We start from the raw sequence: 14,177 nt of genomic DNA on the forward strand, positions 1-14,177 counted from the left end.
CAAACAGAAATGCGCGTTTTATCTATTCCGGTAGGAATTATAGTGCCTGATGGATCTAACTTAGAAAAGCTGAAAGAGGAAATTGCAAGTTGGCTAATAACAGATCAACCAACTGAACTTATTTTTGATGTAGAACCAAACAGAACGTATTTAGCAATTGTAGATGATAGCTTTGATCCAGATGAATTTGTAACACTTGGAATAGGAACGATTAAATTTATTTGTCCAATGCCTTATAAATTAGGACCAATTCGAAATGCAAAAGCAAAACTAGAACCAAATAATAGTATTAAAATGGATGCTTTGAATGAGGGAAGTGTATTTTCAGAACCGAAATTCAAGATACAGGTAGAGAATCCGTCCACATTCATCGATATTATAAATAAAAATGGAGGTCAACATTTTCGTATAGGATATCCAGTTAAAATAGATGAAACGCCAATAAGTAGGTATGAATTGGTTATGCATGATAAAGCGAATTCTCTAGTGGGTTGGACGGAAGTGGGGAAAGATTTTGTTTCAGATTATGGAATCGTAGCAGGGAAAATGATAGCGGATGGCGCACGTATTATGCCATCTGATTACGGTCAAGGGCAATTTTGGCACGGACCAGCAGTGAAAAGAAGCATTACAGGTGGACCGCTACAAGATTTCACGCTTGATGCAATAGTTGAATGTCGAAACTTAAACCCTGCAACTATGGGACGTGTAGAACTTTATTTATTAGATGAGAACAGCGTTGTAGTTGGAAAAGTAGGTATGTTTGATGCATATAGAAATTCTAGCGAAAATTTTGGTGAAGTTATGGCGGGAAACGGTGACTACAATCATCTGATTATAGCGGAAACTGGTTATTATCGTTCGACATGGAATGATTTTTATGGACGTCTACACATTGCACGAGTGGGAAATTATTGGCAGGGTGATATTGCTTTAATCGATGAAAAAGGAAATTACCATACAGAAAAATTTGCCCAATGGTGGGATACGGGAAATAGCTTTATGAAAAAAGTCGCTCAAATTGTTGTGCATATATGCTCGTTTAGTGATGCACCATCATTAATTGCAGCCGTGCACGATATTAAAGTGCAAAAAGTAAATAGCAATACAGAACGTCAAATACCTTATATTGTTCAAAAAGGAGATCTTGTAGAAATCGATTCATCGGATGCGAGTATTCGTATTAACGGAGCAGATGCGATAAATATAAAGGATTTTATGAGCGACTATATACGTATTGAAAAAGGAAAGAATGAAATCGAAATATCCCCAAATAACATTGGACAAGTAGATGTCACGTATAGGGAGCGTTACAGATGAGTAAAGCAAATATTCTATTACACATTGTGGATTTTAAAACAGAACAAATCGTAGGTGTTATCAAAGAACAGGATTATTGGGATGATTTACGCCAATGGGAGCTTAAAGATAACAAAGATAAATTTGAGTTCACAACAGCTGATGGTACAAAGATAGCGGCATCACTTATACAACAGAACCTTGTCGTTAAACAAACTCGTGACGGTACTTTTGTTTCATACATTATTACAGAAGTAGAACAAGATACAGCAGGTCGTCCAAAAAAGATTTATGCACTAGGTGAACATACAAAGCTAAAGAAAGCGACTGTAATTAAACCACAAACTATACAAGCTACTACAGTCAATGAATCTACGGACTTTGCTTTACAAGGTACAGAGTGGAAACGTGGGATTACTGAGTTTGTTGGTATACGTACCATTCATATTAAGGATTTTACAAATCCGCTTGATCTCTTAAAAAAAATCGCATCTACGTTTGAACTTGAGATTCGTTTTAGAACAGAAATAATGGGATCTTTTATTGTCGGTCGGTATGTAGATTTAATAAAAAAAGTAGGACGTGACAACGGAAAAGAATTCTTGTTAGGAAAAGATGTACAAGGCATCCGGCGTATTGAGAATAGTCAAGATGTAGTAACCGCTCTTGTAGGTGTTGGTCCACAAAATAGTGAAACTGGTGAATTTCTCACATTTGAAGAGATAAACAATGGCAAACTTTATGTAGGAAATAATGATGCGTTACAACGTTGGTCAAAAGATGGCAAGCATTTATTCGATTTTTATTCACCGCAAACAGAAGATCAAGATATGACGAAGGAACGACTCAAACAATTAACCGAAGCAGAATTAAAGAAGCGAATTGATAGTTCTACTTCATATGAAGTAAATGCAGTAGCGCTTGAAAAAGTGTTTGGTTTATCTCATGAATCGGTTCGTAAAGGAGATACGGTACGAATAAAAGATACAGGGTTTAGTCCGCCACTTTTCTTAGAAGCTAGGTTAATAGCAGCAGATGAATGTGACACTGATCCATCGAAAGATAAATATATCTTTGGTAATTATCGTGAAATTAAAGATACACGAAGCCTGATCGATGGGTTATACGCACAAATCATGGGTAGCTTATCAAATAAAGCATCTAAAGAATTACTAGACATGTTAGATAAAAAGCTTCAAGAAAACGTAAAAGAAACAGAAGTCATTCGAAAAGAATCGGAAGCAGCAAAGAAAATTGCTGAACAAGTGGCTGAAAACTTGAAGAATAATACCGTGGATATTATTGAAGGCGTAAATCCACCAACAGAAAACTTAAAGGATAGAAAAACGTTGTGGCAAGATATCAGCAAAGGCAAGCCTGGTATTCTGAAGTTGTGGAAGGATGGTAAATGGGATCCTGTTGTTCCTGATGTGGAATCCGTTAAGAAAGAAACGTTGGAACAGGTGAGCAAAGATATCGAGACCACAAAAAGCGAATTAAATCAAAAGGTTCAAGAAGCGCAAAAACAAGCAACAGGGCAATTTAATGAAGTGAAAGAAAGCTTACAAGGTGTTAGTCGTACCATTTCTGATGTGCAAAATAAACAGGGTGAAATTGATAAGAAGGTAACAAGGTTTGAGCAGGATTCTAACGGGTTTAAATTATCTATTGAATCGTTAACTAAAAAAGATACTGATATCAGCAATAAAATAAATACAGTCGAGCAAACTGTGGAAGGCACAAAAAAGACAATATCTGATGTGCAACAAACTGCAACTGATCTGAAGAAAACAACAACTGAAATTAAAGAGCAAGCAGGCAAGATCAGTGAGAAATTAACAACTGTAGAAACAAAGGTTAATAACGATAAGGCTGGAGGTCGTAATCTTTTATTAGATTCAAATGTTAAATACGAAAAAACAGATTACTTAATCAATCAATATTCTCTAACTGAAAATTTCTCTACAGGTGAGGAATATACTTTTGTGATTAAGGGAAGTGTCCTTCAAGGTCAAAAATTTGGAATTTGGCAGAATGGCGGTTCTAATAATGTTGGATATGCAACAAGTGTTTACGCTAATGGAATAACTTACGTAACTTTCAAAGCAGTTGCGGCTACAAGTGGAAATGAACGGAAGTTAAGTTTATATAACTTTCCAAGTAATACTACAAAAGCCGTTGTAGAATGGGTCGCTTTATATAAAGGGAACAAACCACAGGATTGGACACCAGCTCCAGAAAACCAAGTAACAAATGATGAATTCACCAAGAGAACAACTGAGATTGAAAAAAGTGTGGAAGGCGTTAAAACTACTGTATCAAATGTTCAAAACAGTCAAGTTGGATTTGAAAAGCGTATGAGTAATGTGGAACAAACAGCAAGCGGTCTTTCTACTTCAGTTAAACAATTGACGCAAACACAAACTACACAGGGAAAACAGATCACTGATGCTAACACAAAGATAGAACAACAAGCACAAGCAATTAAGGCCAAAGTAGAAATTAAGCAAGTAGAAGACTACGTTGGCGGTTTTCAAATTCCTGAGTTGAAGAATACTGTTACAAAAAACGCTCAAGATTTAATGGGAGAAATATCTAAAAAAGTAGCTACACAAGATTACAACAAGAAAACAACTGAATTAGAGCGTCTTATTTCTGCGAATGCGCAGGGGATTAGTCTTGCTGCAATTAAAACAGAAGTATATACGAAAGGGCAGGCTGACGGAAAATATGCGGATAAAGCGTATGTAGAAAAACAAGCGGGACGTATTGACGTAACCGAAAAAGCGATTACTAGTACCGTCCAAAAAGGCGCTATCATCTCGGCTATTAATCAGACAGCTGAACAGATTCAAATCGATGTTGCTAAGTTGAAAATCAATGCGGATACAATCGTACAATGGCTAACAGCGAAAGGAATCGACGCTGATGTCATTAAAATCAGTGGTGATAAAGTAACAATTGATAAAAATGGTATTACAGCAAAAATGGCTGACTTCTTTTTTGAAGATGAGCGTGGGCAGAAATTTTCAGTAACACCAAGGAAGAATCTCATTCCAGATCATGACTTTTCACACATTTCTTTTCAGACTTTTAATAATTATTTTTTGAAGATCGAATACAGTCCTACATGGACAATTATGTCTAATCCATATATTGAGAAACCAGTGGTTAACAATTATGAGCCAATGGTTAATCCGATGCGGATAGATTTGTCAAATTGGATTCGATTTACATTATTTGACGGGGTAAAACCAGGTAAGAAATACACATTGTCGGCTCATTTCAGAGCAACTACCAATGATAATCGTGTAAACATTACAAACAAGCCAATCATGAGAGCGGTATTCGGTAAATATAATGGTGACACTCCCGTGGAGCTTGGACGAGCATCAAAAACTTACGATGCACCAAGCATTCAAACGGGGAAAATAGTAAGATACGCTTTAACCTTCACTGTGCCGAGTAACTATGTAGAAGGAAATGGTTATGTTTATATTGATTTATTTGGCGAGGGGCTCTTAAATAATATGCAAGCAATTGCTGTATCAGGTGTTCAGTTGGTGGAAGGTGACGTTCCTTCCGTTTATAACTGGGATACAACACATGGACAACTCGTAAACGGAACACTGCCTTTTTCTACAATTGCACTTGGTACAAAAGATAATGTTATTTATCACAATCATGTGAACAAATGGAACTATATGAATGCGCCGCTTGAAATCATAAGCAATGGTGAAATGATGGCACTCGTTGGAACTGATCGTGCGGGACTCAGTTTTTATCCCCGTGGTGGTGGAGAACGTAGAAGTTACATCGGTCACATTTATAACAATGAGAATAGATTCCGAATTGAATCAAAAGATCCAATTGCGACGACACAATCGATTGAATGTAATGGGATTAATGTAGGTGGTGGGTACTTTGGTTTTAATGCAGGTTCTATTCATTATACAAATGGTAGCTTAGGTACAGGATGGTATTTCCATGATGGCAGATGGAATTATGTTAATTTCACAAATATGACTTCTAGAACATAGAGAGGAAGAGGAGTATGAATCCAGATAAGTTTATGCGTCCCATGCCACCTAATGAACAGTCACCATTCTTGGGTAGAGTAGTTGATTTGAAGAAAGGTGAAAATCAGGTCACGGTTAGCATTCCAAACGATATGCTAGAATTTTGCGGTATCAAAGAAGATACAAAAGTAGAGGTTTGGGGACTTCCTGATGGTACGCTGAGTATGCGCATTGCTACTGCATGTGACTTATGTAACAAGGGTGGTAGAGTTTACGAGATTGAGCTTTTCGGTAAAGTAAGTCTTATCTGTGCAGACGATTATGTAAAGTTAACTGGAAAGAGCCCGACGGCTTTTGATGAAGTAACGATTGAACATGTTAAAGAAGTAGAAAATAGAATTATAGAAAAAGCATTATCAGCAGATCAGTATTAACTAAATACGTTTAAACAAGTAGGGCAGCTATGAGCTGTTTTTTATTTTGAATAAAATACGAATTTTATAACAAAGAGGAGCGGTTTCGCTGCTCTTTTTATTTTGAAATGAGGTGGTCAAAGTGGAAGGGTTACAAGAGGTAAGAAGCGACGTTCAAGAAATCAAGCAAGATATCAAGGACATTCGTTTAGAAATTAAAAGCTTAGACAATCGAACGACAGGTAACGAAAAAGACATTATTAATATCACTAAACAGTTAGATAAAATTGGCGCCAATACTACCTGGATCTTACGACTTATTGTAGGTGGAATTGTTTTGGCAGCTCTCAATTTCTTCTTGAAAGGAGGTGGTATGTAATGTTTGAAATTACAGTAATGATTGGCATTGTAGTAGGTCTTTCGCAAATTGGAAAAACAATTGGATTACAAACAAAATATGTTCCACTATTGAATGTAACGCTTGGCATTGTGCTAGGCGTTTTATTTTTGGGCGGAGATATCAAAACAAATGTATTTCAAGGAATCATCATTGGATTGTCAGCAAGCGGATTATTTGATCACACAAAAATTATGAAAAAGGATGTTGATGAAAAATGAAAAAGACATTAAAATACATTTCTTCTGTAGTTTTTGCAGTTATTTTAGTTTTATCTATTGCAACAAGCGCTTTTGCTGATAGAACACTTATTATTCCAGATTTACCTAAACAACCATACCGTTATGGCGTGGGTGCATATGAGGGCGTTGTAGCTCATTCTACAGCAACTCCAGAAGCTCCAGCTATTAACATTCAAAAATATGAGTCTCGTACATGGAGAAACGCATTTGTTCACTATGCAGTCGATTGGGACGAAACAATCCAAATCGCGGATACAAAGTACATTGCTTATGGCGGTGGACCTGCTGCGAATAAGCGCTTTGTCCACGTTGAATTATGTGAAACAGCAGACTATGCAAAATTCAAACGTTCATATGAAAAATACGTAAAACTTTTAGCGAAAATTTTAAAAGATAACAAGATATCTGTAGAAAAAGGATTGTGGACACATAGCGATGTAACGCATCACCTTGGCGGTACAGACCATGAAGATCCAATTGATTACTTAAAGTCTCATGGAGTTTCAGAAGCTCAATTTAGGGCAGATGTGCAACGCGCATATAATAATGCTAAGGTACATGTTTCTGTACCGGACAAGCCATCTAAACCAGCAGAAGTACCGACAGCAGTAACAGACGGTATCGCCTATATTGAAGGTTACAACGTCAACTTACGTAAAGGACCAGGTACAAGCTATTCTAAGATTCGTCAACTGAACAAACCAGAATCTTATGTTGTATGGGCTGAAAAGGATGGTTGGTTAAATCTTGGTGGAAATCAGTGGATTAAGAACGATCCATCTTATGTGAAGTTTAGTAAAAAGAGTACAGTGGATTCATCTATTGTAGGGAAACGTGTTGTTTCTAAAGTTAACAATCTACGTTTCTATGATGCTCCATCTTGGCAGGATAAAGATGTTGCCGGCTCTGTAGATGCAGGATTAGGATTTACAATTGATACGAAAGTAAGTGTTAATGGTTCGCCACAATATAAAGTTCACAATAGCAAAGGTAAAACATACTATGTAACAGCAAATGAAGCTTATGTGTATGTGAAATAAAAAAAGAGTGCTCACATGATGAGCACTCTTTTTTCTATATTTCTTAGTATAACCAGAAGAATTCGTGTCTGTAAAGTATAGTAATAACTTCAGCTCTTGTTGCAAAGTCGTTTCCACGAGTGCCGTCAAAAAGACCTCTAGCTTTTCCCCACGCATTTGCTTTACTGAATCCACCTTCAGGAGTCCATGCCTTGGTCCAATTATATTTTTGATAGAGCATGCCTACCATTTCATTACGAGTAATCCAGTTAGTTCCACGAGATCCGTCAGAAATACCATTTCTTATTACAAACTGACGTGCTTGTTCGTAAGAGAAATCCCGTTTCCCGCCATAATAACGAGAAAGTATTAACCAAGCATCTTGTCGAGTGGCTAGACTATCACGCATGTCAGATTTAAGATACCCTTCACTCATAGCCCAATTCATTTGTTTGTCTGCCCAATGTGCAGATGCTTCTTTTGGAGCAAATGTTGCGAAGCCTACTGATAGCGTAACAGCTGCAGCAGCAACAACCATAATTCTTTTAATTTTTTTTAACATCTTTTCCATTCCTCCCCTATGTGTTTGTCACGTGTGTTATATTAATATATTAAAATTATAAAGTAAATAGATATGATGGAATTTATGATATTCTTTTAGTAATAATTTGTGAACTTAACATAAAATGGAATTATATATATGATGTTATTTCTCACAAAAGAATAGTTTTATGAATAAAAAAATATCATCTGATTATATAAGTAGATAATTATATCTTGATTTATAAATTTATAAATGTTAGTGTAAATATACACCGTTTCTTATTTATCTATGAGTATTGTCTGTAGAACGAATAGAATAATTTGAAAAAAATCCCCTTTTGCACTCATATGCAGAAGGGGATTTTCATTTTATGAGATTTAAAATTTACTTTTAGATAATGCTTTAAGTATTGGCTTTACAATTAAACCTACTAAACGAAAAGCTTTAAATATAGAGCGTACAGCCTTCATGGAGATGCCCCCTAAAAGAAATTATATATCAAGTATGTATTATTTTTTTCTTTAAGAATTAACCCTTCGTTTTGCTTATTTCGTCTAGTGTCATATTCATAGTAGCTATATACTTAAATATGGCTTGAAAATTTCCGACAGCCTTTTCATCATCTTTTTCGTCTAAACCTACAAATACTTGGTCTATTGTCATTTCAATTGCTTTTACATCGTCTCTTAGTTGAGTTTGGTAGTAATCGTACTCTTGAGGAGGGGTGAGATCTTTTAACTTCCTAAGTTGTTCCTTTACTATTTCAAACTGTTTCTTTAACTCCGCTTGATTTGTTTTTAATGTTGTATCGTTTGCTACTATCGGTTGTGTAGCTTGTATCGCATCTATAAACTGTTTATTAAGTGTATCTATCTTTTCTTTATACTGTCCCATATTTAATGGGGCATGAACCTCTGTTATCATGTCTTTATCTTTATTTTCTCGTTCTTCACTTAATGTCCCTTTGATTCCTGATTCTTTAATTACTGGTTCTTTAATTACTGATTCTTTCACTACTTTCTTGTTTGAATCTTCTTCCCTTACTGCCTCTTTGCTTGCTTCCTCAGTCTTCTCTTTTTTCTCTAACTCGTCTTTCTCTTTGTGTATCTTATCTCCCTCTTTGTTTGCAGTCTCTGTATCTGCTATCACTTCAAGCCATTTACGAAAGGCTTGTGAATGAATAGAAGTTGCTTCAATCATCTTAGACTGAGCTTTTAAATAATCATTACTCCTTTTATTGTTCATGTTTGCTAGTTGTACCTCTATACTTTCTCGCATAATCTTCATTGAATTGACTATCTTTTTATGGGTTTCTTCACTCTTACTATCAGGTTTTAGTTCTTCGAATTTAAAAGATAATTCCATTAATTTGTTAAGTGCAGCCTTGTGATTAGCGTCACCAGCAACTGAATTATTCCTGGAAGTTTCAGCATTATACCATTCACCCTCTAATTCATATAAGGCATTCTCATATTTTGCAGACTTGGCACTTGCAGTTTCTGTAGAGGCCTCTGTAGTAGTTTCACTTGAAGTTGATTCTTTTAAATGGTCTTTTGATGTGCTACAACCCACTCCTAATAACATTATTGGAAGTGCTAAACATATTAGTTTCTTTGCTTTCATTTTCTTATTTCCCCTTATTCAGTCGTATGATTGTATGTATAATTTCAAGTTACCTTATTTCTTTTGGAGTTCCTTTACTTTCTTATCAAATACTTTCTCTAAAGAATCCTTGTTTTCTTTAGCTAATTGGTAAACTGCTTCTTTCCACTGTACTCTATCCATACCGTCTAGGTGAGGAAAACTATTCGCAATAACTGAACTAACTTCTTTTACGTCTTTACCTTTTGCTTCTAATATTGGTTTTGTACCTTTCCTTGCATCCTCTACCCCTTCTAAGATGAGTTTGTGCGTGTCTTTATACTTATCAGGTACTTTTACGTTCTCCATTCGGTCTAAAGCTTCATCCAAAATACTTGCTGTTTTGAATACCTCTTTATACTTTTCATCACCTTTTTGTGCATAACCTAAACCTATTATTATGTTATCCTTATTAAAGTTAAACTCTAGTAATTGCTCATACATGTAACTTGGATACTGTTCCTCAGATATTGTAGTTTTTAACATTGATTTACTTGTTTCTTCAGTCTTAGGAGTAGAATCTTTATCTCCTATCCCACAACCGAACAATAATAGAACTGGAAATGTTAATGCTATGAGTTTCGTTGCTTTCATTATGTATTCCCCTTTTAGAAATTATTGTAATTAATTAACATATTGTACCATAACATAAATTATAAATATTGGATATATAAATTTCCTATCTTTACCGTGGAATTCATTTAGTGTATTAATGAAGAAGGTGATATACATGCTTGGAAATGAAAATAAATTTACAGCCTGTGAAATGGACATATAATAGAAGAAAAAAGAAATATTTATATTGTCATCACCCTGTTGGAGTCAACCTCATGCGCCTAATGGCCACAAAAAACATCTACTTCGTCCCATTCGGCCAAGACGCACCAGAGAAAAAACCGAACTCAATGGTAGCTCGTATGGAGCTACTGGAAGATACAGTATTAGAAGCGCTACAAGGAAAACAATTGCAACCGGTTGTCGTAGAAAAATTCAGATATATGAATTAAAAAACGAAAAAAAACGGACAATTTTTGATGAAACCATCATTCTTACTGTAGAATATGATAAAATTAACGTTATTAAGATTAGAAGGGGTATTGTATACTCCTTCTAATTCTAAGTTATAGAAGGATTGGTATCTAGAAAGGGGCATAGTGATGGAAAAGCAAAAAACTTTTCATGTCGCTGTAGTTGGAGCAACCGGCGCAGTTGGTGAACAAATGTTAAATACTTTAGAGAAACGAGAATTTCCAATCGGGAAATTAACGTTACTTTCATCTAAACGATCTGCAGGTAAGAAACTTGTATTTAAAGGCGAAGAATTTACAGTTCAAGAGGCGACTCCTGAAAGTTTTGAAGGAGTAGATATCGCACTATTTAGTGCTGGTGGATCTGTATCGAAACAATTAGCGCCAGAAGCAGCAAAGCGCGGTGCGATTGTTGTTGATAATACAAGTGCATTCCGTATGACAGAAAACGTGCCACTTGTTGTACCTGAAGTAAATGAAAACGACTTAAAAGAACATAATGGTATTATTGCAAATCCAAACTGTTCTACAATTCAAATGGTAGTAGCTCTTGAGCCAGTTCGTCAGCAATATGGTTTAAAACGAGTAATCGTTTCCACATATCAAGCTGTATCAGGTGCTGGTGCGGCAGCGATTGAAGAACTTCATGAACAATCACAAGCAATCTTAAATGGCGAAGAAGCTAAGGCGAATGTTTTACCTGTATCAGGTGATAAAAAACATTACCAAATTGCTTTTAATGCGATTCCACAGATTGATAAGTTCCAAGATAATGGATTTACATTTGAAGAAATGAAAATGATTAATGAAACGAAAAAAATTATGCATATGCCTGAATTAGAAGTAGCGGCAACATGCGTACGTTTACCAGTTGTATCAGGGCATTCTGAGTCTGTTTACATCGAAGTAGAAAAAGAAGGCGTAACAGTAGCAGAATTAAAGAGCTTACTTGCAAATGCAGAAGGTATTGTTCTGCAAGATAATCCAGAAGAGCAGTTATATCCAATGCCAGCTACTGCAGTAGGTAAAAACGAAGTATTCGTTGGAAGAATCCGTAAAGATTTAAATAACGATAAAGGATTCCATCTTTGGGTCGTATCTGATAACTTATTAAAAGGCGCTGCATGGAATTCTGTTCAAATTGCAGAGCGCTTAGTAAAATTACAATTAGTGTAAACGGCTAAGAGAAGGTGCAAAATATGAAAATAATTGTTCAAAAATTTGGTGGCACATCAGTACGTGATGAAAATGGACGTAAGCATGCGCTTCATCATATAAAAAAATCGTTAGCTGCTGGATATAAAGTAGTTACTGTCGTATCTGCTATGGGCCGTAAAGGTGAACCGTATGCAACGGATACGTTATTAAGTCTTGTAAATCAAGAGGAATCTACTATTTCTAAACGTGAGCAAGATTTATTATTATCATGTGGAGAGTTAATCTCTGCAATTGTTTTCTCTAATATGTTGAATGAGAACGGTATAAAAGCAGCGGCATTAAATGGTGCACAAGCTGGTTTTGTAACAAATGATGACTTTACGAATGCAAAAATCGTTGAAATGAATTGCGATCGTATACATGAAGAATTAGAAAATCTAGATGTAATCGTCGTTACAGGATTCCAAGGGCAAACGAAAAAAGGTGATACGACAACACTTGGACGCGGAGGTAGCGATACTTCAGCTTCAGCATTAGGTGTTGCGCTTCATGCTGAATTTATTGATATCTTCACAGATGTAGAAGGTGTTATGACTGCGGATCCTCGTATTGTAAAAGATGCACGTCATCTTCAAACGGTAACGTATAACGAAATTTGTAATATGGCTTACCAAGGTGCAAAAGTCGTTCATCCACGTGCGGTTGAAATTGCGATGCATGCAAAAGTACCGCTTCGTGTACGTTCTACGTATTCTGATAGCGAAGGTACGCTTATTGCAGCATACGATGGTGCTACAAAAGGGCAGGATGTAGAAGAACGTCCTGTTACAGGTATTGCCCACGTATCAAACGTAACGCAAATTAAAGTACTTGCAAAAGAAACGGCATATGATTTGCAACAACATGTATTTAAAGAAATGGCAAACGAAGGCATTAGTGTTGATTTAATTAACATTTCTCCTACTGGTGTAGCTTACACAGTAAATGATAATGTATCAGCTCGTGCTGTCGAAGTGTTGAAACAACTTGGATATGAGCCAATTGTGACAGAGCATTGTGCCAAAGTATCTATCGTTGGAGCTGGAATGGCAGGAATCCCAGGGGTTACTGCGAAAATCGTTACAGCTTTAGCAGAAAAAGGTATTCAAATTCTGCAATCGGCAGATAGTCATACGACAATTTGGGTTCTTGTAAAAGAAACTGATTTAGTGGAGGCTGTAAATGCATTACATAGTGCGTTTGAGCTTTCAAAAGAAAAGCAACTGGAACAATAAGGAGTGAGACCATGATAGATTTTGGGACAATTGCAACTGCGATGGTAACACCGTTTGATATAAACGGGAATATCGATTTTGCAAAGACAACGAAATTGGTAAATTATTTAATTGATAACGGTACAACAGCAATCGTGGTAGGAGGAACGACAGGTGAATCTCCTACATTAACTTCAGAAGAAAAAGTAGCGTTATATCGCCATGTCGTATCTGTTGTCGATAAAAGGGTGCCCGTAATCGCTGGAACAGGTAGCAATAATACACATGCCTCTGTTGACTTAACTAAAAAGGCAACAGAAGTTGGTGTTGATGCAGTTATGCTAGTAGCGCCGTATTATAACAAACCGAGTCAAGAAGGAATGTATCAGCACTTTAAAACGATTGCTGAAAGCACGCCACTTCCGGTTATGCTATATAACGTTCCAGGACGATCTATTGTACAAATCTCCGTTGATACAGTTGTTCGTTTATCAGAAATAGAAAACATTGTTGCGATTAAAGATGCAGGCGGCGATGTACTAACAATGACAGCAATCATTGAAAAAACAGCGGACGACTTTGCAGTATACAGCGGTGATGACGGTTTAACGTTACCGGCTATGGCGGTTGGAGCGAAAGGTATCGTTTCAGTAGCATCTCATGTTATCGGAAATGAAATGCAAGAAATGATTACAGCATTCCAAGCGGGAGAGTTTAAGAAGGCGCAAAAATTACATCAATTACTTGTAAGAGTAACGGATTCATTATTTATGGCGCCAAGCCCAACGCCAGTAAAAACAGCGTTACAAATGGTTGGATTAGATGTAGGTTCTGTACGTTTACCGCTTCTTCCATTAACAGAAGAAGAAAGAGTAACGTTACAATCTGTAATGCAATCTATTCCTCGTTAATAAGAAATGACCTAGTGTGAAACTAGGTCATTTTTATTTAGATTAAATATACGTGAGTGGTAAAAATAGCATAGTTAACGAGGTGTAATAAGAAGGGGACGGCATAATATTGGTTAGAAATTGATTATAGAGAGCATGTGTTTTTAGTGAATAGCGTTTTATGTTTATATACAGAACACACATGTATATTTTTCCATTAATATCTTATATAAGTAGAAAAAATAATAGGTAGTATGTGGAAAAAAACCTCGCA

Annotated in this window: 12 protein-coding genes and 1 pseudogene; 10 read left to right on the forward strand and 3 right to left on the reverse strand. The window is 36.1% G+C overall.

The features are described from left to right. The 6 genes from JDS92_RS23265 to JDS92_RS23290 form a co-directional block, all read left to right on the forward strand. Window positions 1-1,320 (forward strand): distal tail protein Dit (locus JDS92_RS23265; protein ID WP_199632588.1); only part of this gene is annotated, 1,320 nt, incomplete at its 5' end. Continuing rightward, window positions 1,317-5,339 (forward strand): phage tail spike protein, encoded by a 4,023-nt coding sequence (locus tag JDS92_RS23270; protein WP_097957661.1) that lies wholly within the window; start codon window positions 1,317-1,319, stop codon window positions 5,337-5,339. The genes JDS92_RS23265 and JDS92_RS23270, both read left to right, overlap by 4 nt. A 14-nt stretch (window positions 5,340-5,353) precedes the next feature. Then, the gene (locus JDS92_RS23275; protein WP_097957663.1) at window positions 5,354-5,752 is read left to right on the forward strand and encodes a hypothetical protein; all 399 of its coding nucleotides are present in this window, start codon (window positions 5,354-5,356) and stop codon (window positions 5,750-5,752) included. Window positions 5,753-5,873: 121 nt separating this feature from the next. Beyond that, entirely contained in the window at window positions 5,874-6,110 is a 237-nt protein-coding gene (locus tag JDS92_RS23280) for a hemolysin XhlA family protein (RefSeq protein ID WP_097927585.1), read from the forward strand. Beyond that, window positions 6,110-6,349 (forward strand): hypothetical protein, encoded by a 240-nt coding sequence (locus JDS92_RS23285; RefSeq protein ID WP_000461731.1) that lies wholly within the window; start codon window positions 6,110-6,112, stop codon window positions 6,347-6,349. Before JDS92_RS23280 ends, JDS92_RS23285 begins: the two co-directional genes overlap by 1 nt. Next, window positions 6,346-7,410 carry an N-acetylmuramoyl-L-alanine amidase gene (locus JDS92_RS23290; RefSeq protein ID WP_097957665.1) on the forward strand — a complete coding sequence of 355 codons (1,065 nt, stop codon included), beginning with the start codon at window positions 6,346-6,348 and terminating at the stop codon, window positions 7,408-7,410. The genes JDS92_RS23285 and JDS92_RS23290 overlap by 4 nt, the downstream gene beginning before the upstream one ends. A gap of 43 nt (window positions 7,411-7,453) precedes the next feature. Here JDS92_RS23290 and JDS92_RS23295 read toward each other — a convergent pair whose 3' ends face one another. From JDS92_RS23295 to JDS92_RS23305, 3 genes are all read right to left on the reverse strand, one after another. Then, complete coding sequence (locus JDS92_RS23295; RefSeq protein WP_097957666.1) at window positions 7,454-7,951, reverse strand: protein phosphatase 2C; 498 nt, start codon at window positions 7,949-7,951, stop codon at window positions 7,454-7,456. A 510-nt stretch (window positions 7,952-8,461) separates the two neighbouring features. After that, window positions 8,462-9,556 carry a hypothetical protein gene (locus JDS92_RS23300; protein WP_176549971.1) on the reverse strand — a complete coding sequence of 365 codons (1,095 nt, stop codon included), beginning with the start codon at window positions 9,554-9,556 and terminating at the stop codon, window positions 8,462-8,464. A gap of 54 nt (window positions 9,557-9,610) precedes the next feature. Beyond that, window positions 9,611-10,168: a hypothetical protein gene (locus tag JDS92_RS23305; protein ID WP_097854972.1), complete on the reverse strand. Its 558-nt coding sequence runs from the start codon at window positions 10,166-10,168 to the stop codon at window positions 9,611-9,613. 224 nt (window positions 10,169-10,392) lie between these two features. On the opposite strand from JDS92_RS23305, the pseudogene spoVFB reads away from it, so the two are divergent. The 4 genes and pseudogenes from spoVFB to dapA all read left to right on the forward strand — a co-directional run. Further along, a pseudogene (spoVFB, locus tag JDS92_RS23310) lies at window positions 10,393-10,581 on the forward strand (dipicolinate synthase subunit B); the annotation flags it as partial. Window positions 10,582-10,731: 150 nt separating this feature from the next. After that, window positions 10,732-11,778, forward strand: coding sequence for an aspartate-semialdehyde dehydrogenase (gene asd, locus JDS92_RS23315; RefSeq protein ID WP_000414844.1), 1,047 nt, complete (start codon window positions 10,732-10,734; stop codon window positions 11,776-11,778). Between the two features lie 23 nt (window positions 11,779-11,801). Continuing rightward, window positions 11,802-13,034: an aspartate kinase gene (dapG, locus tag JDS92_RS23320; protein ID WP_000692465.1), complete on the forward strand. Its 1,233-nt coding sequence runs from the start codon at window positions 11,802-11,804 to the stop codon at window positions 13,032-13,034. Between the two features lie 11 nt (window positions 13,035-13,045). Next, window positions 13,046-13,924 (forward strand): 4-hydroxy-tetrahydrodipicolinate synthase, encoded by an 879-nt coding sequence (gene dapA, locus JDS92_RS23325; RefSeq protein WP_000564770.1) that lies wholly within the window; start codon window positions 13,046-13,048, stop codon window positions 13,922-13,924. The last annotated feature ends 253 nt before the right edge of the window (window positions 13,925-14,177 follow it).

It is taken from the genome of Bacillus cereus group sp. N12, from assembly GCF_016483575.1.
GTDB classification, from domain to species: Bacteria; Bacillota; Bacilli; order Bacillales; family Bacillaceae_G; genus Bacillus_A; species Bacillus_A toyonensis.